Below are 23,358 nucleotides of genomic sequence, written 5' to 3' on the forward strand. Positions count from 1 at the left end.
AAATTCAGACTTCCCCTTGGAATTCCAACCGTCAGGGCCCATCCTATAGGGGCTTGGCCACGGGAGGTTGCCGATGAACGTCCACGCCACTCCGAATGTCAAAGGCTATGGGATTTCCGTCGAACCGCTGCACGGGCGGGTCGCGGTCTATCGCGGCGAAACCCTGCTGGCCGAAAGCCAAAACGCCAAGGTCATGTATGAAACGCGGCTGCCACCTGCGATCTACATCCCGCGAGACGATCTGTGCGTAGAACTCAGCCCCGAGACCGAGTTGCAGACCTTCTGCCCCTTTAAAGGCACCGCGACCTACCACGATATCAGCCTGCCCGAGGAACGGCTGAGCAATTCGATCTGGGCCTATGAGGACGCCCTGCCCGAAAGCAAGGCCATTCAGGGCCATATCGGTTTCATGCCGGATACGGCGACACGGATCGACCTTGGCGACAATAAGCTGCGGCAACCCGAAGACGGGAATATTAGCGGCCCCCTGATCGATTGGCTAATGCGTGGCGCGTCCGAGGTGGACACACCTGACGGCTTTACCAAAGCGCTGGCCGAGAAAATGCTGGAGCACGGCATCGCCATTCAGCGCCTCAGCATTCTGGTCTGGTCGCTGCATCCTTTGATCGTGGGCAAGCATTATGTCTGGGAAAAGGGCACGGAAGAGATCTCGACCTTTACTCCCACATACGAGATCCATGACCACCCGGCTTTTACCAACAGCCCTCTGCGTCATGTCTCGAACGGGCTGGGCGGTGTGCGCCAGCGGCTGAACGACGACAACCCGCATAACAGCTTTCCAATCATCGAGGACCTGCGCGCCAAGGGCGCGACCGATTACGTCGCCATGCCGCTGCCTTTCTCGGACGGGCGCACCAACGTGCTGACCCTGACCTGCGACCACCCCGACGGGTTCACGACCGAGAATCTTGGACTGGTCTTTGAATGTTCCTCGGTCATCGCGCGGTTCTACGAAGTGTTCATGCAGCGCGAAAATGCGCAGGTTCTGCTGGAAACCTATGTGGGCAAACGCTCGGGCGCGCGGGTTCTGGGCGGCGAGATTCGCCGTGGCGACGGCGACGATATCGATGCCGCGATCATGTTCTGCGATCTGCGGAACTCTACCACCTTAGAAGAGACGTTGGGCCGCAGCGACTACATCACCGTCTTGAACGCATTTTTTGAAACCGTCTCGGGCATCGTGCATGCCCATGACGGGGAGGTTCTTAAGTTCATCGGCGACGCGGTGCTCGCCGTGTTTCCGGCCGGGGATGATCCGGCCCGTGCACGATCAAATGCGCAACAATCCGCAGTCGAGATTGTCGAGAAGCTGGCCGAACTGCGTAGTGACGACAGCGGCCATCACTGTGACTGTTCGATCGGAGTTGCCTATGGGCGCGTCACCTATGGCAATGTCGGCTCGCGCGAGCGCTTGGATTTCACGGTCATCGGTCAAGCTGCCAATATCGCCGCGCGCCTGGGAGAGTACGGCAAAACCATTGGCCACCGGATCGTGGTCTCGCAGGATATCGAACCAGCCTGCCAGCACGCGATCGCTCTGGGCGCAATAAAGCTGCACAACGTGTCGCAACCCGTTCAGTCTTTCGCAATGCGCACCGCCGCCGATGCCATACTGGATGCCTGACGGTCTTATCCCCCACCCAGCAAGATAAGCGCGGTCTGCGCGGGCGAGATCGTGTTCTGTAGCTGGTTAATCTGATTACGCGCCAGATAGGTATCCGTCAGTTTCTCGACCGCTCCGGCGTCGGAAAACTGCGATAGATCCGAAGACCCGGTGACGCGCTGCAGACGGTCCTTGAACACCTCAAGCTGCTTGTCGATATCCAGTTGCGCAAAAGCCGACGGCAGGCCAAGCGCCGTTTCCATCATCTTGCGCAAAGGTGGCAGGCCCATCAGGTCGAACCACTTCCGATCCGCGCTGCCGCTCTGTCCCGCTATCTCCGGCAAGGCGTGTTGGGTGTAGAGCGCAATGCGCATGCTCTCATCCTGTTCACCAACCGAAATCTCAAAGCGGGTCACCAGATTGTCGTTGGCAATCTTGCGCATCTCGCCGCTCAGGTTGGTTTTCGGCACATCCCCCGGCCCGAACCCGAAGGCACGGGCGAGGTCGCGGTACCTGTTATCAGCAAGCCGATTGGCCAACGCATCGTCCGCCTGCGTCCCGTCTGACAGGACTTTTTGAATGAAAAACCGGTTGTCCAGATCCTGCTCCAGACCGAACGCCCCCAGCGCCACCTGCAACAGCCGCCGGTTTGAAACCAGATCCTCGGCTGTACGCACGCTGCCTATGTTCTCAAGGAAATACTTCGTTTCTCTCTCATTCATCGTTGAGGCGGAATAGCTTTGGAACTGCGCCTCATACGTGCGCTGCAGAAATCGCCAGCCAACCAGCCCGCCCGTTGGTATGACCGGCTGAAACGTCATTGCTGATAGGCCATCAGCCGCTCTTCGCGCGGCAAAAGGGACCGCAACGATTTAAGGCACTTGTAGTATTGTTCAGCCACCAACGCCTCGGTCGCGTCCGCTAAAACGCGGCGGCTGTCGGCGTCGGTAAAGACCTGGCTCAACTCTTCAACCCGGCGCAGCAATTGCTGGCGCGCATGCTCGGGCTCACTGTCGCCGGACAGAACCAGCTGCGCGGCATAGCAGACGCGCCGCACCGGCGTGTTCACCTCTTCCGGGTGGATTGCATCACGCAAACGCAAGACGTTGGCCTGTGGCGTCATGATTGAGAAGCGGCTGCGACGATCCCCGTTTTCAATGACAACCCCGTTGATCAGAACCCTTTCTTTCGGGGCAAGTTTCAGAACCAGCCCACCCATCAGCTGCCCCTCATCTGGCGCAGGCCACGTAGGACAGCCATGTTAATCTCAAGCAGAGGTTCAACCGCTGCTTTGTTGCCCAGAACCTGACTGCTGTGGTGTTCGGTGAACTCGGCCAGATAGAAAATCCGCGCCCGCAGGTCGTTCGGCAGGGCGTTGTCGGTGTCCGAAACACCGCTTGCCAGCACGCTCCACAAACGGCGGTTTTCGTGCAGCGCCTGCACGAAGCCACCAAAATCGGTCGCCTTGCGCGCAGCCGCAGCCTTCAGCCGATGTGTGATCTTTGAAATCGCCTCATATTCCGTGTCCCTGGGGGTGCGCGTTGGTGCCGTCGATTGCGCGTAGGCGCGGTGAGCAAGCGTTTGCGGTGTCACTTGAAATCCTTCCAATTGTCCTTCGGGGGGCGATCAGGTCCGGGGCGCGTCAGGCGCGCCCCGGTTTGGTTCCGACTTAGCGGAACAGCGACAGGATGGATTGCGGTGCCTGGTTGGCAATCGACAGCGATTGTGTCGCCAGCTGCTGCTGCACCTGAAGCGCCTGCAAACGGGCCGATGTCTCTTCCATATCTGCATCGACCAGCGAGCCGATACCGGATTTGAACGAGTCAGACAGGTTCGAGATGAACTCTTTCTGGGTCTCGATCCGACCCTGCGCAGAACCAAAGGCCGCCGAGGCATCGATTGCGGTATCGATCAGTGTTTCAATCGTACCCAGCGCCGCAGCAGCGCCAGCATCGGTGGACACATCAATCGAAGACAGCGCCCCAAGACCACCCGAGCCCGCATTGGTGAACTGGGCCGAAACGGTCACGTCGCGATCAGCATCAGCACCAGCCGTTGCCGTGCCGGTGACGAAGGACAAGGTGCCCGGGGCACCGGAGTCATAGTCGATAGCGACGCCGGTGATCCCCAGCGCATCGATCTGGTTCTTCAGCCCAACCGCCACGATTGCGTCAGTATAAGCCGCGTCGTAGGTGCCCGAAGGATCCAGATCATTGGCCTGCACCGTATAAGACGCGACCTTATCGCCGATCGTGATCGAAACCTGATCCCCCGCTGCGAAGTTGTCGGTCGAGCTGTCGATCACGATGTCACCCGAGCCACCGGACTTATCCATGGTGAAACCCGCTGCGTCGTTGTCAGTGGTCACGTTGTCCGAACCTGCCAGAACGCCCTTGGACGCATAACCACCAGTGGAAAGGTCTTGGCTTGCGACCGAGATGGAAGACGCTGTTACGCCGCCGGCGTTATCGCGGTCCAGCGAGGCAAGGATTGAAGCCCCCGAACCGCCATTCACCAGATTCAGGCCGTTGAATTGCGCCGCACCAACAACCGACGCGATCTGATCGCGCAGGGCCGTGACGTCGTCATTGATCTTCGCCCGATCCACATTGTCCTCTTGCGCCGCGACGATCTTGCCTTTCATCTGGGTCAGCAGATCAGTCACCGTCTCGGACGCGTTTCGCGCAACTGCAACGGTCGATTCGCCCAGCGCAAGGCTGTCCTTGATCGCGTTGAAGCCGTTGACATCGGATTCCATCACCTTCGAAATCGCCCACACCGCCGAGTTATCCTTGGCCGTGGCGACGTCTTTACCGGTCGAGATCGCGTTCTGGGTCTGCGCCAGGTTCTTGTTGACCGACTTGAGAGTTTGCAGCGCGACCATCGCGCCATTGTTCGTCAGAATGCTGGACATATTTGTCATCCTTTTTACGTTAGGGCGCGTTTCGCGCCGCTGCTTTCCCCGCCTCAACGGCAGGCATTCTGTCGTTCTGACCTGTGCGTCTTGCCCTGCGGCCCGCGCGCCACCTGCTGTTCAGGTGCATCGCCACCTTTGACCGAGATCCCCTAACGGAGTGCTAAGACCTGCAGTCCCGATATCGAGGATTTGAATCAAACCGGTGTCTATGCGCGCTTTTCCAGCTTGGCGCAGGCCCGCACCGCGAATCCTGTGCGTTGGCCTGAGGCATCATAAGTGCTGAATTCCTGGCGTACGCTGCGCAACTCTGACATCCGGTCGGCGACTGCGCGGATCCCTTCTGCGGCACTGTTAAGAAGGGCTTGGTTGCGCTCGACTTTACCTTGAACCCGGATCAGATCCTCAGTTTCAAAAACCTTCAGGTCATTGATTGCACCGATCAGATCCTCTTTGTGTGCTGTCAGTTTATCCAATGCCTCCAGATTGCCCTGCGCCAGCGCCGCTCTTTCGGACTCCAGCAAGACTTCGAGGGATTTGATCGGATCATTGTCCATCGGATTTCTCCATCATTGCGTTGAAAAGGACTTCCGCCAGGCCGATGCCTCCGGATTGCGCCATCTGACGTGCCTGATGTTGCACGAGGAACGAGGCGAACTGGTCTTCTCCGGCCCCGCCGCCGAGGTTTTGGCGCGCTTTACCCAAACCTGCGGATTTCAGCATTTCGGTCAGAAACGCCGCCTCAAGTTCGACTGACGCGGCCTTTAGTTTCTGGCGAAGCGCCACTTTGCCGACCGCGGGTGCATCCACGTGAATTGTCATCGGTTGCTCCGAAAATTGCTTCGAACTTTCACGATCAAACGGGAAAGCAGTTAAAATAAACGTAACTTCCTGAAGGCAAGCTGCAGCCCAGACAAATGGAGTCGCAGCACATGCCCAACCCGCTGACATTGATATCGGCACCCCCACGGAATGGGGCCAAATCGGAAGCAGTCCAAGGGACGGACGGCGAGCCCGCCGGTGGGTTTGCGTTCGAAGACGCATTAAACGAGCAGAGCGAGAGGCCGGATTCAGATCAGGAACCGCTCACTGTCTCGGAAATCCCCGCGACGGTCGTGCATGCGCCGCACGAAAGTGATGAAACCACGCCGCCGCCCCAGCTTCAGAATATCGATACAGATGGAGTCGAATACACCCAAACAGGCTTGCAGGCGCTTTCTGAACAAAGGGCTGACACCAGCCCGCTGCAACGCTGGTCCACCCCCAAGGCGGGTGACCCCGGCACCGGCACAAGGACGATCCCCGCTGTGTCGTTTGGACATGCGACGATCACGTCAACCGCCCCGCCGGCTGATGCCGGTTTACCCGACCCTACAACCAGAGCGCCACAATCAGCCCAGACGAATCAGGTCACGCCCGGCGAGGTTGAGCTGAATGTGGTTGGCGAACAGATGGAGCCGCGCAAAGGCACGGTGTCGGTGATGGAGGCGGTCGCCCGGAATTTGCATCAGACACCTTCGCCCGAAGCGCAGGGGTTCGCTGCTTCGGCGCTCCCAAAACCCCAGCCCGCTCAAACCTCATCGCCCCGTCCCATCTCAACGCCCACGTCGCTGGTGCCATCCGCTTCCAACAACGCCGAAGAAGCGCCTGATCTGAGGGCTGAGGCTAACATACAAGACCTGCCAGCACTGAGAGAGGCCACATCAACGCATATCCCGCGCGACGGCATATCCGCCACGTCGCCGGCATCTGCGCGACCCGAGGTCGCGCGCGCGATCGCAGGTCAGATGGCCGCCGTCATCTCAGCGAAATCTGGCGCAGGCGGCGTCGAAATCGCCCTTAATCCGGAAGAGCTTGGGCGCGTGTCGATCACGCTCAACGGACGAGACGACGGGCTTCACTTGACCATTGTGGCCGAACGTCCCGAGACGATGGATCTTATGCGTCGCCATATCGCAATCCTGTCGTCCGAATTCGAGAAGCTGGGATATGGCGGCTTGTCGCTGGACCTGGGCGCATCGCATGATCCGCCCCCCGAGTCCGATCAACCCAAATCCGACGCAGATTTCGACCGCGAAGACGCCGCAACTGCTGTCGAAACTACCGCACGCCCGATGTCGGTCAGCACCAATCGCGGCCTTGATATGAGACTTTGATCGATGATCAGCACAACCAACTCCGTCACCAACACCTCCGCCATTGCCGGAAACACCGCACAGCGCTCGGCCCTTGCATCAGATTTCGAGACGTTTTTGCGCATGCTGACCGTGCAAGCACGCAATCAGGACCCGCTGGAACCTCTCGATTCATCAGAATACGCATCGCAATTGGCCCAGTTCTCGATGGTCGAACAACAAGTGAAGGCAAATGAGCTATTGACGGCGCTGACCCAAACGCTGGGGTCCGTCAACCTTGAACAGCTTGGCAGTTGGGTCGGCATGGATGTACAGGTCGCAGCACCCTTTCGCTTTGAGGCGCAACCGGTCAGCATGTTCGCCAAAGCCGAGGCCGCAGCCGACCGGGCCGACTTGGTGATCCGGGACGCACGCGGCGAAATTCTGGACCGCGTCGCCATTCCGATTGACCAGACCGAGTTTGCGTGGGCCGGTGTTGATGGTTCTGGAAACCCGTTTCCGCCAGGCAGCTATTCTGCATCACTTGAAAGCTTTAAGGATGACAAGCGTCTGGCGAACACTCCGGTCGCGGTTTTCAGCCGTGTCGTCGAAGCCCAGAGCGGCGATGGGGGCATCGTCCTGACCCTGGACAGCGGCGCAAAAGTCGAGGTCGAGAGCGTCAAACAAATCCGTACGGGCGCTTGATCTGAACATCGGAGCACGCCAAAGCTTGGCACAGCGCGACTCGCCCGAAACTGGTAAAGTTCCTGTCTGATCTAACCCAACCCCCGCCCGATCTTGTGGCCCAGCTGAGCACCCGAAATCTGATCGCATCGGATGTCCGGTTCGAGGTGCTCTATGGTGGGCGGACCAATCAGGTGTGGAAAGTCCTGTCGGGCAACGCCGGCACTGTCCTCAAACTCTATCGCGCGCCATTCCGGAACCCGTTGTTTCGCAATGATGCCAGGCTTGAGGCCTCGTGCCTGCGGGCGCTCGGCGACACGGGCTTCGTTCCGAAGCTGCGAGCAACAGGATCTTTCGGGGATTCGCATTGGGTCTACTATGACCACGCGCCCGGTATGCCATGGCGCAGCGGTGTCCGAGACGTTGCCCATCTGCTTCGGAAACTGCACCAGTCCAAACCTACGCTGAACGCACCGATCGGTTGCAACGGCAGCGACGATATTGACCAGCATACGCATGAGATACTCGCCCTCTGTTCTGGTGACAAAGCTGATCAGCTGCTGGCATTGCGCCCCGGGAACAAAGTGCTGCCGTTGACCGGCCGAAGCCTGATCCACGGCGATCCCGTTGCGGGTAACATACTGCAAGCTGAAAGTGGGCTGACCCTGATCGACTGGCAGTGCCCGGCCTGGGGCGATCCGACCGAGGATCTGGCCCTTTTCCTGTCACCCGCCATGCAAAAGCTGTATCGCGGGGCACCATTGACGGATACCGAGATCAGCAGTTTTTTGGCGGCCTATGGGGATGCGGCCATAGCGCAACGCTATTGCGCGCTGCGTCCTTGGTATGCGTGGCGCATGGCCGCCTATTGCCTTTGGCGCATCGAAAACGGTGCCGCAGATTATGCTTCAGGCTACGCGTTGGAAGTGGCGGCTTTACAGGTCAGCGAGCCCTAGTATTGCATAAGCGGGCACCATCAGGGCACGCCGCCAGCGACCAAGGGGAAACCGCTGCGGCGGTATGGCAATCGGCGCAGGCAGGGGTTCCGCTTGTCCCAACACCATTCGTGCAAGCGCCCGCCCGCAATAGCTTCCCATCGCAACGCCATTGCCGTGATAGGCAAACCCCGCAAAGATCCCGGCATGACCGGGAACCGCTCCGGCAAAGGGCACAAGATCACGGGTCAGACACACCATCCCGGACCAGACATGGGTTGCCTCAACGCGTTCCCATGCCGGGAACATCTGGCGGAAATCACGCAGCAAATTTCGCCGGATGCCGGTTTCGGCCCGAGGTGACGACAGCAAGCCACCGCGCATACCAAATAGAAAACGCCGGTCGGGCATCAGGCGAAAATAGTGCAGCAGGTTGCGCGTATCATAGGCCATCTGGTCCGAGGTCCACCCTTGCCCCTGCAGTTCGGCGTTGGTCAGGGGGCGCGTGACAAGTACCGTGGATTGCGCAGGCAAATAGCGCGCAGCCATCCACGGCGGCAGGTCTTCGCTGGAATACCCATTGGTACAGATCACAACATGCGCCGCCGTTACAGCACCGGTAGGGGTGGTCAGGCGGCGGCTCGGCCCGGTTTTCTCAATCCGCAAGACCGGGCTTTGCTGAAACAGTTTGGCCCCCGCGTTCAGCGCGGCCTGTGCCAGTCCGAACAGGTATTTCCGTGGGTTCAGGCCAAAGCCAAACGGGTTGGTGTACCCGCCAAAGAAACGCCCGCCGAGGCCAAGGGCCGGCAACGCATCGGCCTCGTGCAGATACCCGGTTTCATCGGCGTCCCGACGCAAACGCTCCATGGCGCGGTGGGAATGGGCCAGCTGGGTTTCGCCCCTGGAATGGGTGTCCGCCTCGATCCCGTGGCGCGACAGAAGATCGGCCACCAGAAGAACCGCATCCTTCTCGGCCTGCAGATAGGCTTTTGCCTCAGCCGCGCCATAACGGCGGGAAAGAGAAGCATGGCTCAGCTTAGAGCCACCCAGACAGCAAAACCCGCCATTTCGGCCAGAGGCGCCCCAACCGGGTGTTTCCGCCTCAAGAACGGCGACCGAGACACCGTTTTCTGCGAGATGCAATGCGGCTGACAGACCGGTGAAACCACCGCCGATGATGGCGACGTCGACGCTCAGATCATCACCCAGAACGGGCCAGTCCGGGGCTGCAACAGTCTCATCCCACCAGCACCCCAAGCGGGGTGCAGGGCCATAGGCGTAATCCGGGAATATCCGCTTCATTCGGCGCGCGCAGCGGCCATTTCGTCCTGCCGTTGGCGCATCATCGCCCGTTTGGTGACAAGCGAAGCGGTGATGACACCCACGGTGACAACCGCAATCATCAGCGTCGACAACGCATTGATCTCGGGGCTGACACCCAGCCGGACCGCCGAGAATATCTTGATCGGCAGAGTGGTCGCGGACGGCCCAGAAGTAAAGGACGCGATCACCAGATCATCCAGCGACAGGGTGAAGGCCAACAGCCAGCCCGAGATTACCGCAGGCGCGATGATCGGCAGGGTCACCAAGCGAAAGGCCTGCGCTGGTGAGCAACCCAGATCAAGCGCCGCCTCCTCCAGCGATTTATCGAATGTCACCAACCGCGAGGACACGACGACCGAAACAAAGCACATCGAAAAGGTGGTGTGCGCCAGAACGATGGTCAGAATGCCTCGGTCCAACCCGATACCGATAAACAGCAGCAGCAGGGACAGGCCGGTGATCACCTCGGGCATCACGAGCGGGGCGTAGACCATGCCCGAGAACAGCGTACGGCCAAAAAACCGCCCGCCGCGCACCAGAACATAAGCTGCCGCCGTGCCCAGAATGGTCGCCAGCGTAGATGAAAATACGGCGACACGTACCGTCACCCATGCCGCATCAAGGAAGGCCTCATTCTGCAATAACTCTCCGTACCATTTGGTCGAAAAACCGGCCCAGACCGTCACCAGCTTGCTTTCGTTGAAGCTGAAGATGATCAGGATGATCATCGGGATATAGAGGAACGCGAACCCCAGCGTCAGTGAGACCGCGTTGAACCAGCTCAGCCTGTTCATTGATCCGCCTCCGCCTGTTTCTGCTGGTTGCGTTGAAACAGCACGATCGGAATCACCAGGATCAGCAACAGCACCACCGCGACAGCGCTGGCCACGGGCCAGTCACGGTTCGAGAAGAACTCTTCCCACAGCACCTTGCCGATCATCAGCGTGCCGGACCCGCCCAGCAGCGAGGGGATCACGAATTCTCCGATCACCGGGATCATCACCAGGAAACATCCGGCGATAATGCCCGGACGCGACAGCGGGATCGTCACCAGCCAAAACGCCTGAAGGCGGGAACAGCCCAGATCCTCGGCCGCTTCGATCAGTGATCCGTCCATCCGTTCCAGCGCGGAATAGATCGGCAGGATCATGAAGGGCAGATAGGTGTAGACAATCCCGATATAGACCGCAGTCTGCGTATTCAGAATGGTCAATGGCGTCGAGATCAGGCCCGTCCACAGCAGAAACTGGTTCAGGTAGCCTTCGTTGCTGAGGATACCCATCCACGCATAGACGCGGATCAGAAAAGAAGTCCAGAACGGCAGGATCACCAGCATCATCAACGCAGGACGCCACTCTTCCGGCGCGCGCGCCATGGCATATGCGATGGGATAGCCCACCAGCAAGGTGAAGAAGGTTGAAATCAGGGCGATCTTGACGCTGGACAGATAGGCCTTCCAGTACAGGTCATCCTCGGTCAGCCAGACGAAATTCTCCAGATCAAGCTGGCTGAAGAAATCTTTGACGCCCGCCCAGCCCGCAGACAGGTCCAGCGTCGGGGTGTAGGGCGGGATGGCCAGGGCCGTGTCGGATAGCGAGATTTTCAGGACAATGAAGAACGGCACCATGAACAGCGCCAGCAGCCAGACATATGGAATGGCGATCAGGACAGCGCGGCGCATCAGCGTTCCAGCAAAACCGCGGCGGTTGCTGTCCAGGACAGCCAGACCGGGTCTTCCCAAGTGAAGGATCGGCGCGAGATGCGACGGGTGTTCGCCGTTTGCGCCTTGATGATCGTGCCGTTTGGCAGTTCAACATGATAGGTCGACAGATTGCCCAGATAAGCGATGTCATGCACCCTACCCTGAATGGCATTGATCGCATCGGCGGGGCGTTCGGACGTAATCGCCACCTTCTCGGGGCGGATCGCGAGATGACAGCCCTGCCCATTGCTCAGCCCGGTCGTTGATGTCGCGGTGAGCGGAGGTTGCCCCTCGGCCCAATCGATACGATAGCTTTCATCGCCTTGCGCCGTTGCACGGCCTTTGATGATGTTCACATCTCCAATGAAATCAGCGACATAGACCGAGTTTGGTGTCTCGTAAATCCGATCAGGCGTCGCCACTTGCATCAGCTTGCCCTGGTCCATGACGGCGACGCGGCTGGCGACAGTCATCGCCTCTTCCTGATCATGGGTTACGATGACAAAGGTGGTGCCGGTCTTTTCCTGAATGTCCATCAGTTCGAACTGCGTATCCTGCCGCAATTTCTTGTCCAGCGCCCCAAGGGGTTCATCCAGCAGCAGCAGCTTGGGTGCCTTGGCCAGCGACCGGGCCAGCGCCACGCGTTGGCGTTGCCCTCCCGAGATCTGGTGCGGCTTGCGGCGCGCGAATTGTTCCAGCCGGGTCAGGCGCAACATCTCTTCGACGCGGTTCTCAAGGTCCTGCTTGGGCATGTTATCGCGCCGCAGCCCAAAGGCGATATTGTCCCAGATGCTGAGATGCGGGAACAGCGCATAAGACTGAAACATCATGTTCACCGCCCGCTTGTTTGGCGGGATCGGGTCGATGTCCTGCCCACCCAACAGGATATGACCCTCGGTCGGAGTCTCGAACCCGGCCAGCATGCGCATCATCGTGGTCTTGCCACAGCCCGAGGGCCCAAGCAGCGCGAAAAACTCTCGCTCGTAGATATCCAGCGACAGATCGTCGATCGCCGTGAACGTACCAAAGCGCTTGGTCACGTTCTGGAATTGGATCAGTGGTTTCGCCTGTGGATCATCCCACGGCGCAAAGGCTTCAGCACTCAAAGCGGCCCCCGTTTGTCGGTCTGGACAGAAAAGGGCACAAGGCGATCCCTCCGCCTTGTGCCATCGTCAGATCAGGTGCCTGATTTCACCTTAGTCCACAAACGCGTGACAACCCGCTGGGTTTTCTGAGGATACGGCCCCTTGATATAGGTGTTCCCCATCGCCTCGGCCGAGGGGTAGATCGCCGGATCACTGATCACATCCGCCTCAAGAAACTCCTGCGCGGCCTTGTTGCCATTGGCGTAATAGACATAGTTTGAGGCCGCCGCCATGTTCTGCGCATCCAGCATAAAGTCGATAAACCTATGCGCCCCTTCCGGATTCGGCGCATCCACCGGCACAGCCATCTGGTCAAACCACATCTGCGAGCCTTCCTTGAACGCGTTATAGGCGATCTCTACGCCGTTATCCGCTTCAGCGGCACGGTCTCGCGCCTGCAGAACGTCACCCGAAAAGCCAACCGCTACGCAGATATCCCCGTTGGCCAACGCGTTTATATATTCCGAGCTGTGGAATTTGTTCACATAGGGCCGGACGGCGTCAAACACCTCTCCAGCTTTCTCGATATCATCCTTGTCATGCGAGTTGGGATCAAGCCCAGCATAAACCAGCGCTGCGGGTACCATCTCGTCCGGCGCATCCAGGAAATAGACACCGCATGCCGCCAGCTTTTCCATGTTCTCGGGGTTAAAGATCAACTCCATCGAGTCGAGCGGCGCATCTTCGCCCAGCACCTCTTTGACCTTGCCGACATTGACACCAAGCCCGGTAGTACCCCACATATAGTTGACCGAATGCTTGTTGCCGGGGTCAAACTGCGCGACGCGCTCGGCGATCACATCCCACACGTTTCCGATATTCGACAGCTTGGATGTATCAAGCTCCTGAAACGCGCCCGCCTGAATCTGGCGGCTCATGAAGCTGCCCGACGGCACCACAACATCATAGCCGGAACCGCCTGCCAGCATCTTGGTCTCAAGCACCTCGTTGCTGTCGAACACGTCATAGATCAGGGTCAGGCCCGTTTCTTCTTCGAATTTGGTCAGCAGATCTTCGTCGATATAGTCCGACCAGTTGTACACACGCACTTCCTCAGCAAATGCCGCCGTAGTCCCCAACGCGACAACCGCTGTCATCCCCAGCGTTTTCAGTTTCATTACTTTCTCCCTGTAAATTATGTGGCTATCTTCCCGTTTTTTTGGATTTGATCAAGTTTTGCGTTTTGCCCTCGTTTCGCCTATGCTTTCAGCAGGCAATTATTCTGGCAAGCCGCATGAACACGGATCGGGGCAAACCATTTGGATTTGATCAAAAATATAGCAGATACATCGCAATCTGAGCGTGAGAAACGCCCGGCACATGAGCAGGTCTATCAGACGCTCAAAGCGCAGATTTTGTTTGGTGACATGGTGCCCGGACAACCGGTCACGATTCAGGGCCTGACCGATTCGCTTGGTGTTGGCATGACCCCGGTGCGTGAGGCAATCAGACGGTTGATCTCGGATGGTGCGCTTATCTTTCAGGGCAATCGACGAGTCAGCGTACCATTGCTGACCCAAGATGACATCGAGCAGATGATCTTCGCCAGAATCTCAATAGAAACAGAGCTTTCGCGCCGCGCCACCAGCAAAATTCCCCAAGGTGCCATTGATCAGCTGGAGCGTCTGGACAAACGGCTGGACCAGATGATCGCAGACGGAGATGTGGGCGGATACCTGCGTCTGAACCACGCTTTTCATCGCGCACTTTACGATCACGCGGAGGCCCCGATACTCGTCGATCTGGCCGAGCGTCTGTGGCTGCGCTTTGGTCCATCCTTGCGGATTGTGTGCGGGCGCTTCGGCACGCAAAGCCTGCCTGACCGGCACAAGGACATCATCCAAGCGCTGCGCAACCGGGATTCGGATTATGCAGCGAACGCCACAGCGCAGGACATCAAACAAGGCATGTCGATGATGCGGGATACGTTGAAAGCCGTCTAGCATTCAGCGATTCGATTGACAGCGAAAAATTTGATCATATTCTGTGCGGCAACCCCGCATGCAGGAGCTTTCTTGATGTCCACCATCACCAATCACATGCCAACCGCAGCACTACAAGCGCTGGATGCGGCGCACCATCTTCACCCGTTCTCGACCAATGACGCCCTGGAAACCGAAGGGGTCCGGGTCATCGCTCGGGCCAAGGGCGTCTATCTGACCGACAGTGAGGGGCATGATATTCTGGACGGCATGGCAGGTCTGTGGTGCGTCAATATCGGCTATGGGCGAGAGGAGCTGGCCAATGTCGCCGCGCGGCAGATGCGTGAATTGCCGTTCTACAACACCTTCTTCAAGACCACCCATGTGCCCGCAATCGCCCTGGCCGCGAAACTGGCCGAGCTTGCGCCCGGGGATCTGAACCATGTCTTCTTTGCCGGTGGTGGCTCCGAGGCGAACGACACCAATATCCGCCTTGTTCGCACCTACTGGGCCGAGAAAGGCCAGCCCGACAAGAACATCATCATCAGCCGCAGGAACGCCTATCACGGCTCGAGTGTGGGCTCGGCCTCTCTGGGTGGCATGGCCGGAATGCACGCACAGGGCGGGATACCGATCCCGAATGTTCACCATATCAACCAGCCAAACTGGTGGTCAGAAGGCGGGGACATGACCCCCGAAGCGTTCGGACTGGCGCGCGCGCGCGAGTTGGAAGAGGCGATAGAAGAGCTGGGCGAAGATCGCGTCGCCGCCTTCATCGCCGAGCCGGTGCAGGGCGCAGGCGGCGTGATCGTGGCCCCTGATACATACTGGCCCGAAATCCAGCGGATATGCGACAAATACGATATACTGTTGATCGCGGACGAGGTGATCTGTGGTTTCGGACGTACCGGCAACTGGTTCGGCTCACAAACAGTCGGGATCAAACCTCACATCATGACCATCGCCAAGGGGCTCAGCTCGGGCTACGCCCCGATTGGCGGCTCGATCGTCTGTGATGAGGTGGCCGAAGTCATCAGCGCCACCGAGTTCAACCACGGCTACACCTATTCCGGCCATCCCGTCGCCGCCGCGGTTGCGCTTGAAAACCTGCGCATTCTGGAAGAAGAGAAGATCCTCGAACACGTCCGCGAGGTGGCCGCCCCCTATCTCAAACAGAAATGGGAGGCACTGACCGACCACCCACTGGTCGGTGAGGCGAAAATCGTGGGCATGATGGGCTCGATCGCGCTGACCCCGGACAAAGCCAGTCGTGCCAAATTCGCGTCCGAACCGGGCACGATTGGCTATATCTGCCGCGACCGGTGCTTTGCCAACAATCTGGTGATGCGCCATGTGGACGACCGGATGATCATCTCTCCACCTCTGATCATGACGACCGAGGATATCGACGAAATGTTCATACGCATCCACAAATCGCTGGACGAGGCACTGGCGGAGATCACTGAAAAAGGCCTGATGAAAGCCGCCTCCTGATCCGCACGGCTTCATCTGGCCCAAAATATCCCGGGGGAGTCGCGCAAAGCGCGACGGGGGCAGCGCCCCCTTCCCCTACCTCAGTCGCTCAAGTACTCGAAGGGATGCATAGCCGTCCGGCACCAGCCCCTGCGCCACCTGGAAGGCCCGCACGGCATTGATCGTGTTCGGGCCAGTGCGTCCGTCAATGCCTTGAGTGTCAAACCCGGCCTGTGTCAGACGCCGTTGCAACTCTTTGCGCTCGGTGAAACTCAGCACCCGATCTCCGCGCGGCCAACTGGCCTGAAACGGAGAGCCACCGGCCAGCCTGTCAGACAGGTGGCCGATCCCGATCACATAGGCATCGGCCCCGTTATAGGCCTCGATCACCTTGAAATTATCGAAGATCATCAGAGCCACGCCACGCCCCCCGGCGGGTAGCAGGATGGAGGCCGGGCCGTGATCCGCAACCGCGCTGCCGTTCCGTGCGCGGACCCCGAGCGATGCCCAATCCGACGGCAAAAGCGTATGATCCCGCCGTGCCAGAGCATAGTCAAACCCGTCAGGAAGCTGCACCTCAACACCCCAGGGTTGCCCCTTGGTCCAGCCATGCCGCGCCAGATAGGCGGCGGCCGAAGCCAGCGCATCCGTCGGGTCATCCGACCAGATATCGCGGCGCCCATCGCCGTCGAAATCAACCGCATGATCCAGAAATGAGGTCGGCATGAACTGCGTATGCCCCATCGCTCCGGCCCAACTGCCGACCATATTGCCGGGATGTACATCTCCGGCCTGCACGATCTGCAGGGCTGCGATCAGCTGCGTTTCAAAGAAACGCGCGCGCCGGGCGTCAAAGGCAAGTGTGGCCAGAGAGCGGATCGTCTGATCACTGCCACGGAAAGTGCCGAACGAGGTTTCAAGCCCCCAGATCGCGGTCACGACTTCTTTTTCAACACCATACTGCGCCTCGATCTGCGTCAGGGTTGTCTGGTGCCGCTCCAACCCCGCACGCCCATTCGCAACCCGCGCGTCCGAGACGGCGGCATCCAGATACTCCCAGATCGGTTTGGAAAACTCGGCCTGATTGCGGTCGCGCCGAATGACATCCTTGTCGTATCGCAAGCCTGCAAGCGCCTGATCCAGCGTTGCCGCGGTGATGCCTTGTGCCATCGCCCGTTCGCGGAACGCCCCCAGCCATGCCTGAAACCGCGCGTTGCCCTCAGCCGACACCGGGTAGACCTTTGCCTCGGGCCGCACCACGGGTCGGATAGACACCGTCACATCCGCCGAAGCCAGTTGCACATTTTCGACCTGAGGTCGGGCCAAAGGCCGTATCGATTTGTCCGTGATATCCGCCTGCACTATGGATGCCCACAATGCAGCGGTCATGACGCCGCCTACGCATTTATGCATTCCGTTTTTCCTGATTACTGCTCAACAGCAATGATAGCGCAAAAAGGCCGTTTCACAAAGCGCTCAGGCATCGGCCTCACGTCCTTTTGCTTCACGTTCGGCGCGGATGCGGGCGATGGCCTCACGCAGAAGCGGAATGCGATTAGGGCGAAAACTGTCTTCGGTCACAGCCATATCCAGCATGCGGTCCAGCCGGAACACCCTGAAATCCTGCCGCAAATGGCACCAGCTGATCAGGACGCTGGCGCGATCCATATAAACGATGCTCAGCGGATTGACCCGACGGCGCGTGGCGGCACCTTTGGCGTCTGTATAGGCGAACTCAACCGCCCGCTCGTCCCACGCTGCCTGCCTCAGCGCGGCAACCTCGATCGTGGGCATTGCGGGTCGGTCAAAACGGGTGGCCGTCAGCACCGCATGGCTCAGCCGGTGCGACTGGCGCGGCGGCAATCGTCCCTGCAGCTTGCGCAACGCCGCGCTGGCAGCGTCCGACAGGGCTGGATCACCGATCAGCTGCACCTCGCGCAGGCCCAGAACCAGCGCTTCCAGTTCGTCATTGGTAAAGCCCAGCGGTGGCAGGGTGGCGTCTTCGATCAGGGTAAAGCCGAACCCGGCCTCTCCATCGATCACCGCGCCCAAGGCGCGCAAAGCGTCGATATCGCGATGAACAGTCCGCGGCGACACACCCAGATCCTGCGCCAGTTGCACGGACGTTCTGGGCGGCGGGCCAGAACGCAGGGCTTGCATCAATTGGAACAGGCGGGCGGTGCGGGACATGATGGAAGTTACCCTAGACCTGATGACGATTTCTGTCATCAGGCCACCCTATCCTCTTGTCATGTCAATGACGGAGCCCCCCATGCTGACCCTACTCACCTTCCCCGCTGCCTTTGGCCAGTTCAGTGCCAGCCCCTTCTGCGTCAAGACAGCACTGATGTTGCAAAGCGCAGGGCAACGCTGGCAGCGGTCCGACATGCTGGACCCGCGCAAGATGCCGCATCAGAAGCTGCCGGTCCTGCGCACGCCCGAGCGGCTGGTGCCCGACAGCGACCTAATCCGCGAGTGGCTGGAGGCGCAGGGGGCCGATTTCGATGCCGGTCTGAATGACGTGCAAAAGGCTCATTCCCGCGCGCTGATCCGTCTGGCCGAGGAGCATCTGTATTTCCACATCGTGCAAGACCGTTGGGCCAATGATGAGATCTGGCCGATCCTGCGGGATACGTTCTTCACCACGATCCCGGCGCTGATCCGCAAACCTGTGGCTAATTCGATCCGCAAGTCAGTGCTCAGAGGCCTGTCCTTTCAGGGCGTCTCGCGGTTTTCACCGGCCGAACGGCACGACCGGCTGGAGCGTGATCTCGAAGCGATCTCGGCTTATCTGTGGCAATCGCCCTATCTGATGGGCGACGCCCCGACCGCAGCCGACATGAGCGTCGGCCCCATGCTGGCGGCGATGCGCGCGACGCCTGCGGATACTCCGCTGACCCGCCGGATCAAACAGGATAAGCTGCTGGACAGTTACGTAGACCGGATGGAGCAGGCGATCCCCCTATGACGCCCTTTGACGACCCCAAAGTGGCCGCCGCCTTTGACGCGCTACCGGAAAACACTCGCGCCGGTGCTTTGGCCCTGCGCGCACTGATTTTTGAGACCGCAGCGGCCCTGCCCCGCGCTCAGCCGTTGCAAGAGGCGTTGCGCTGGGGCCAGCCCGCCTATCTGGCCCCCAAGGGATCCACCATCCGGCTGGGCGGGCATAAGGCGGCACGTTTTGCGCTGTTCGTGCATTGCCAGAGTCGGTTGATGGGCGAGTTCACCTCGGCCTTTCCCGGCGAGGACCGGATCGACGACAACCGGGCTTTGCTGTTCGATGATCCCGCGCAAATCGACGCAACGCGTCATGACTGGTTGATTGCGCGGGCGCTGACCTATCACCTCTGACGGCGTTTGCGTTCGACCTTGCGCTTGATTTTGTCTTTCTTGCGCTTGTTGCTGACTGCCTTGCGCCGTGCGCCGCGTTTGACAGGGCCACGCCCGCGCGGCAGAGCCTGATCGTCGATCGACAGCAATTCCAGCTCCAGACCTCCGGTAACCGGTGTCGCCGCAGTCAGCCGCACGGTGACGCGCTGGCCGATGGCAATGATCAGGCCAGTATCCGAGCCCATAAGTGTCCCGGCCTCGCGATCGAAATGGAAGAACTCACGGCCCAAAGAGCGCACCGGCACCAGCCCGTCCGCGCCGGTTTCATCCATCTTCACAAAGGCCCCGAACCGGGCGATACCGCTGATGCGGCCTGAGAACTCGTTGCCCACGCGCTCGCTGAGATAGGCGGCCAGATAGCGGTCCGTCGTATCGCGCTCGGCCATCATGGATCGGCGCTCGGTGTCCGAGATATGGGTGGCGGTTTCTTCTAGACGTCCGATTTCGTCCTCGGTCAGCCCGTCCTTGCCCCAGCTATGGGCCGAAATCAGTGACCTATGCACGATCAGGTCGGCATAACGCCGGATAGGCGAAGTGAAATGCGCGTAATTCCGCAGCGCCAGCCCGAAATGGCCGAAATTCTCGGGGTTGTAATAGGCCTGCGCCATCGAACGCAGTGTGGTCAGGTTGATCAGTTCCGCATCCTCGGTTCCGGCTGCGGCATTCAGCAAAGCGTTCAGATGGCGGGTTTGCAGCACCTGCCCCTTGGCCAGATTCAGCCCCGCCGCCTGAGCCGTTTCCCGCAGGCTCTCCAGCTTTTCGGGCGCAGGTTCTTCGTGGACGCGGAACAGCAGCGGGCGGCGTTTGGCGATTAACGTCTCGGCGGCGGCGACATTGGCGAGGATCATGAACTCCTCAATCAGCTTATGCGCATCCAGCCGGTCGCGAAACGCCACGCTGGTCACTTCGCCCGTGTCGCTGAGGACGATCTTGCGTTCGGGCAGATCCAGTTCCAGCGGTTGCCGCGCCACTCGCGCCTTTTTCAGCGCGGCATAGGCGGCGTAGAGCGGTTTCAGCACCGTCTCCAACAATGGCCCCGTGCGGTCATTGGGGGTGCCGTCGATGGCCTCCTGCACCTCGGCATAGTGCAGCGACGCGGCCGAGCGCATCAGGCCCCGCACGAACCGGTGGCCGATCTTGTTGCCCTCGGAGTCGATCTGCATCCGCACGGCGATACAGGCGCGCGGAACGCCTTCGTGCAGCGAACACAGATCCCCCGACAGCCGGTCCGGCAGCATCGGTACCACGCGGTCCGGGAAATAGCTGGAATTGCCCCGCTTGCGCGCCTCGCGGTCCAGTGCGGTGCCGGGCTGCACATAGGCGGCCACATCGGCAATGGCGACCCAGATCACATGGCCGCCGGGGTTCTTGGGATCATCATCGGCATGGGCATAGCACGCGTCATCATGATCCCGCGCATCCGAGGGGTCGATGGTCAGCAGCGGCATATCCCGCAGGTCTTCGCGCCCTTTCAGGCCGACGGGTTTGGCTTTGTCGGCTTCATCGATCACCTTGTCCGGGAAGTCATCCGGAATACCGTGTTGGTGGATCGCGATCAGCGAGACCGCCTTGGGCGCGGTGGGGTCACCCAGCCGTTCGACAATCCGCGCGCGGGGCAGGCCCATGCGGTTCTTGGGCCCAGCTTGTTCCGCCTCGACCAATTCGCCATCCTTTGCGCCCAGCAAAGCCCCTTCGGGCACCAGCCATTCGTTCTGGCCGGCCTTGTCGATGGGCACGATCCGCCCACCCTCGGCCCCTTTGCGAAAGATGCCGACGATCTTGCGCGGGTTGGTTCCGATGCGGCGGATCAGGCGGGCCTCGTAATTGTGGTCTTCTTCATGCACCACGGTCAGGCGCGCCAGAATACGGTCGCCCTCACCCAGCGCCGGGTCACTTGCGCGGGTGATCAGCAGCACGATCGGCTCTACCCCCTCGCCGTGCCATTCCAACGGGCGGGCGAACAGATCGCCATCCGCGTTCGGAGCCTTCACCTGTAACACGCTGACCGGAGGCAACCTGTCCGGGTCACCATAGCTCCGCTTGCGCTTTTCCAGATGACCCTCGGCCTCCAGCTCGCGCAGAATGCGCTTCAGGTCAATCCGCGCCGCGCCTTTGATCCCAAAGGCTTTGGCAATGTCACGTTTCGAGGTCAGGGTGGGGTTCGCCGAGATCCAGTCGAGGACCTCCTGCTTGGTGGGGATGCGAGTCATGATTTCGGCGTATCACGGGCGCGCGACGGCGTCATGACCAAAATTTCAGGGTTTCAGATCAGCCGCCGTATCCACGTCCCGCAAATGGCCCAGTTGCGCCACGCGAGTGCCCGGAACCGAGGCCAGCGTGTCGGCCAGCGCATGTTCCGTCGACCAGCGCACATCGCGGAACAGGCCGCGCGGCAGGGCGGCATAACGCTGCGCCCCGACCAGCCAGTAACCACCGTCCGGCGCGGGGCCGAAAACCATCTGCGCTTGGCCCAACGCCGCAAACGCCTGTGCGATGTGGGCGCGTGAGATCCCGGGGATATCGGCCCCGATCAAGCAAACCGGCCCTTTCGGCATCTCCCGCAACATCCGCCCCATCCGGTCGCCCAGATTACCCGATCCTTGCGCCGCGCGCGGCAGGTCCGCAGGCCAGATACGACTGCGCAGCCCTTCGCGATCCGGCGAAACCGCCAGCACGATCTGCCAGCGCGGGTCGCGCAACCGACGGATCAGCGACTTGGTCTGGTGCCGGAACCACCACGCCGCACCAACCATACCGATATCGCGCCCTAACCGCGTCTTGACCCGGCCCGGGCGGGGCTCTTTCACCATGATCACCAGAGTGCGTTGCATGGATCAGGCAAAGTAGTCCGTCAGAATGCGGGAATAGATCGCCTTGAGCTGCTCGATCTGGGAAACCTCGACACATTCATCGACCTGATGCATGGTTTTGCCCACCAGACCGAATTCGACAACAGGACAATGCCCCTTGATGAACCGCGCGTCCGAGGTTCCGCCGGTCGTAGACAATTCCGGGCGCATGCCAGTCTCGGCTTCCACCGCCTTTGCCACCAGATCAGACAGGGCGCCGGGCGGGGTCAAAAAGCTCTCGCCTGAAATCTTGATACGGGTGTCAACCTCGACACCAAACTCCTGCGCCACCTTCTCGGCCTCGTCTTGCAGCCACGCGCTAAGGCTGGCCCCCGAATGCATGTCGTTGAAGCGGATATTCACCGCGCCCGAGCATTGCGCCGGGATCACGTTGGTGGCCGGGTTTCCGGTGTCGATGGTCACAACCGCCAGTGTCGAGGCATCAAAATGGTCCGAGCCCTGATCCAGTTCATGGCTGGCCAGCCGGTCCATCAGACGCGCCATCGCGGGCAGAGGGTTCTTGGCCCGATGCGGATAGGCCGAATGGCCCTGAACGCCCGTCACCGAAAACCAAGCGGTCATCGAGCCGCGCCGCCCGATCTTGATCATCTCACCCATGTGGTTCGGACACGTAGGCTCACCCACCAGGCAAACTGACATCCGCTCGCCTGTCGCATCCATGTGATCCAGCAGCGCGGTCGTGCCGTGCAGCGCGTCGGCTTCCTCATCCCCCGTGATGGTCAGAATGATGGCTCCGTCGGGGGGCGTGTTGCGCACGAAATCTACCGCCGCCGCGGCAAAGGCCGCCACACCCGACTTCATATCCGTGGTTCCACGCCCATACATCACACCGCCGTGCACTTCTGCCCCGAACGGAGGTTTGGTCCAGGCACCTTCGTCCCCCACCGGAACCACATCCGTGTGACCGTTGAAGCCAAAGCTCTGGGCATGGCCCTTTTGGCCCCAGCGCGCAAACAGATTGCTGATGCCGCCACGATCCACGCGGGTGCAATCGAAACCCGCTTCGGACAGTACGCGCTCTAGCAGAACCAAGGCGCCGCCCTCCTCGGGTGTGACCGATGGGCAACGGATCAGGTCTGCGGTCAGCTGCACGGGATCAGTCATAACGGGCCTTTCGTCTTTGCGCGTGCCGGTGTTCCTGCACAGATTCAACGAATTGACCGGATTGCCAACCCCGAAGCGGCAAATTCCCCGGACGGTCACAGCAATATCTCGGTTTGACACCCCAATAAAACATGAGCCTTGACCCAGCGATGACCTTG

General features: G+C 60.1%; 24 protein-coding genes. 8 read left to right on the plus strand and 16 right to left on the minus strand.

Annotated elements, in window-relative coordinates; translation table 11 throughout:
* Positions 1-73: 73 nt before the first annotated feature.
* Positions 74-1,645 (plus strand): DUF427 domain-containing protein, encoded by a 1,572-nt coding sequence (locus ACR3EN_RS03865; protein ID WP_480824491.1) that lies wholly within the window; start codon positions 74-76, stop codon positions 1,643-1,645.
* A 5-nt stretch (positions 1,646-1,650) separates the two neighbouring features.
* Here the strand turns inward: ACR3EN_RS03865 and ACR3EN_RS03870 are convergent, their stop codons facing one another.
* From ACR3EN_RS03870 to ACR3EN_RS03895, 6 genes are all read right to left on the minus strand, one after another.
* Positions 1,651-2,445, minus strand: coding sequence for a DUF1217 domain-containing protein (locus ACR3EN_RS03870; protein WP_480824489.1), 795 nt, complete (start codon positions 2,443-2,445; stop codon positions 1,651-1,653).
* Positions 2,442-2,843 (minus strand): flagellar biosynthesis repressor FlbT, encoded by a 402-nt coding sequence (flbT, locus tag ACR3EN_RS03875; RefSeq protein ID WP_480824487.1) that lies wholly within the window; start codon positions 2,841-2,843, stop codon positions 2,442-2,444. Before flbT ends, ACR3EN_RS03870 begins: the two co-directional genes overlap by 4 nt.
* Positions 2,843-3,217, minus strand: coding sequence for a flagellar biosynthesis regulator FlaF (gene flaF, locus ACR3EN_RS03880; RefSeq protein WP_480824485.1), 375 nt, complete (start codon positions 3,215-3,217; stop codon positions 2,843-2,845). Before flaF ends, flbT begins: the two co-directional genes overlap by 1 nt.
* A 76-nt stretch (positions 3,218-3,293) precedes the next feature.
* The gene (locus ACR3EN_RS03885; protein WP_480824483.1) at positions 3,294-4,538 is read right to left on the minus strand and encodes a flagellin N-terminal helical domain-containing protein; all 1,245 of its coding nucleotides are present in this window, start codon (positions 4,536-4,538) and stop codon (positions 3,294-3,296) included.
* A gap of 209 nt (positions 4,539-4,747) precedes the next feature.
* The gene (locus ACR3EN_RS03890; protein ID WP_480824481.1) at positions 4,748-5,095 is read right to left on the minus strand and encodes a flagellar biosynthesis protein FlgN; all 348 of its coding nucleotides are present in this window, start codon (positions 5,093-5,095) and stop codon (positions 4,748-4,750) included.
* Positions 5,085-5,360: a rod-binding protein gene (locus tag ACR3EN_RS03895; RefSeq protein WP_480824479.1), complete on the minus strand. Its 276-nt coding sequence runs from the start codon at positions 5,358-5,360 to the stop codon at positions 5,085-5,087. Before ACR3EN_RS03895 ends, ACR3EN_RS03890 begins: the two co-directional genes overlap by 11 nt.
* A 110-nt stretch (positions 5,361-5,470) precedes the next feature.
* Between ACR3EN_RS03895 and ACR3EN_RS03900 the strand changes: the two genes are divergently transcribed.
* The 3 genes from ACR3EN_RS03900 (at position 5,471) to ACR3EN_RS03910 (ending at position 8,292) form a co-directional block, all read left to right on the plus strand.
* Entirely contained in the window at positions 5,471-6,694 is a 1,224-nt protein-coding gene (locus ACR3EN_RS03900) for a flagellar hook-length control protein FliK (RefSeq protein ID WP_480824477.1), read from the plus strand.
* A 3-nt stretch (positions 6,695-6,697) separates the two neighbouring features.
* Positions 6,698-7,357 (plus strand): flagellar hook capping FlgD N-terminal domain-containing protein, encoded by a 660-nt coding sequence (locus ACR3EN_RS03905; RefSeq protein ID WP_480824475.1) that lies wholly within the window; start codon positions 6,698-6,700, stop codon positions 7,355-7,357.
* Positions 7,358-7,452: 95 nt separating this feature from the next.
* Positions 7,453-8,292, plus strand: a complete 840-nt coding sequence (locus ACR3EN_RS03910; RefSeq protein WP_480824473.1) for a phosphotransferase — start codon at positions 7,453-7,455, stop codon at positions 8,290-8,292.
* Here ACR3EN_RS03910 and ACR3EN_RS03915 read toward each other — a convergent pair.
* The 5 genes from ACR3EN_RS03915 to ACR3EN_RS03935 all read right to left on the minus strand — a co-directional run bounded on the left by ACR3EN_RS03915 (position 8,272) and on the right by ACR3EN_RS03935 (position 13,559).
* Positions 8,272-9,573 carry an NAD(P)/FAD-dependent oxidoreductase gene (locus tag ACR3EN_RS03915; protein WP_480824471.1) on the minus strand — a complete coding sequence of 434 codons (1,302 nt, stop codon included), beginning with the start codon at positions 9,571-9,573 and terminating at the stop codon, positions 8,272-8,274. The two genes, ACR3EN_RS03910 and ACR3EN_RS03915, sit on opposite strands and share 21 nt — an antisense overlap.
* Positions 9,570-10,388: an ABC transporter permease gene (locus tag ACR3EN_RS03920; RefSeq protein WP_480824469.1), complete on the minus strand. Its 819-nt coding sequence runs from the start codon at positions 10,386-10,388 to the stop codon at positions 9,570-9,572. The genes ACR3EN_RS03915 and ACR3EN_RS03920 overlap by 4 nt, the downstream gene beginning before the upstream one ends.
* Positions 10,385-11,275, minus strand: a complete 891-nt coding sequence (locus ACR3EN_RS03925) for an ABC transporter permease subunit (protein WP_480824467.1) — start codon at positions 11,273-11,275, stop codon at positions 10,385-10,387. Before ACR3EN_RS03925 ends, ACR3EN_RS03920 begins: the two co-directional genes overlap by 4 nt.
* Entirely contained in the window at positions 11,275-12,402 is a 1,128-nt protein-coding gene (locus tag ACR3EN_RS03930) for an ABC transporter ATP-binding protein (RefSeq protein ID WP_480824465.1), read from the minus strand. Before ACR3EN_RS03930 ends, ACR3EN_RS03925 begins: the two co-directional genes overlap by 1 nt.
* Positions 12,403-12,473: 71 nt before the next feature.
* Positions 12,474-13,559: a polyamine ABC transporter substrate-binding protein gene (locus tag ACR3EN_RS03935; RefSeq protein ID WP_480824463.1), complete on the minus strand. Its 1,086-nt coding sequence runs from the start codon at positions 13,557-13,559 to the stop codon at positions 12,474-12,476.
* A gap of 141 nt (positions 13,560-13,700) precedes the next feature.
* On the opposite strand from ACR3EN_RS03935, the gene ACR3EN_RS03940 reads away from it, so the two are divergent.
* Entirely contained in the window at positions 13,701-14,384 is a 684-nt protein-coding gene (locus ACR3EN_RS03940; protein WP_480824461.1) for a GntR family transcriptional regulator, read from the plus strand.
* A 75-nt stretch (positions 14,385-14,459) separates the two neighbouring features.
* Positions 14,460-15,857, plus strand: coding sequence for an aspartate aminotransferase family protein (locus ACR3EN_RS03945; protein ID WP_480824459.1), 1,398 nt, complete (start codon positions 14,460-14,462; stop codon positions 15,855-15,857).
* A gap of 75 nt (positions 15,858-15,932) precedes the next feature.
* Here the strand turns inward: ACR3EN_RS03945 and ACR3EN_RS03950 are convergent, their stop codons facing one another.
* Positions 15,933-17,249 carry a lytic murein transglycosylase gene (locus tag ACR3EN_RS03950; RefSeq protein WP_480824457.1) on the minus strand — a complete coding sequence of 439 codons (1,317 nt, stop codon included), beginning with the start codon at positions 17,247-17,249 and terminating at the stop codon, positions 15,933-15,935.
* A 63-nt stretch (positions 17,250-17,312) separates the two neighbouring features.
* Positions 17,313-18,026 carry a helix-turn-helix transcriptional regulator gene (locus tag ACR3EN_RS03955; RefSeq protein ID WP_480824455.1) on the minus strand — a complete coding sequence of 238 codons (714 nt, stop codon included), beginning with the start codon at positions 18,024-18,026 and terminating at the stop codon, positions 17,313-17,315.
* A gap of 82 nt (positions 18,027-18,108) precedes the next feature.
* Here ACR3EN_RS03955 and ACR3EN_RS03960 point away from each other — a divergent pair, with 82 nt between their 5' ends.
* The gene (locus ACR3EN_RS03960; protein ID WP_480824453.1) at positions 18,109-18,804 is read left to right on the plus strand and encodes a glutathione S-transferase family protein; all 696 of its coding nucleotides are present in this window, start codon (positions 18,109-18,111) and stop codon (positions 18,802-18,804) included.
* Entirely contained in the window at positions 18,801-19,187 is a 387-nt protein-coding gene (locus ACR3EN_RS03965; RefSeq protein ID WP_480824451.1) for a DUF1801 domain-containing protein, read from the plus strand. The genes ACR3EN_RS03960 and ACR3EN_RS03965 overlap by 4 nt, the downstream gene beginning before the upstream one ends.
* Here ACR3EN_RS03965 and rnr read toward each other — a convergent pair.
* The 3 genes from rnr to dapE are packed head-to-tail and all read right to left on the minus strand — an operon-like array spanning position 19,178 to position 23,200.
* Positions 19,178-21,436, minus strand: coding sequence for a ribonuclease R (rnr, locus tag ACR3EN_RS03970; protein ID WP_480824449.1), 2,259 nt, complete (start codon positions 21,434-21,436; stop codon positions 19,178-19,180). The two genes, ACR3EN_RS03965 and rnr, sit on opposite strands and share 10 nt — an antisense overlap.
* A 45-nt stretch (positions 21,437-21,481) precedes the next feature.
* Positions 21,482-22,057, minus strand: coding sequence for a TIGR04282 family arsenosugar biosynthesis glycosyltransferase (locus tag ACR3EN_RS03975; protein WP_480824447.1), 576 nt, complete (start codon positions 22,055-22,057; stop codon positions 21,482-21,484).
* Positions 22,058-22,060: 3 nt separating this feature from the next.
* Positions 22,061-23,200 (minus strand): succinyl-diaminopimelate desuccinylase, encoded by a 1,140-nt coding sequence (gene dapE, locus ACR3EN_RS03980; RefSeq protein WP_480824445.1) that lies wholly within the window; start codon positions 23,198-23,200, stop codon positions 22,061-22,063.
* Positions 23,201-23,358: the final 158 nt, after the last annotated feature.

This window comes from Ruegeria sp. G7, assembly GCF_056535465.1.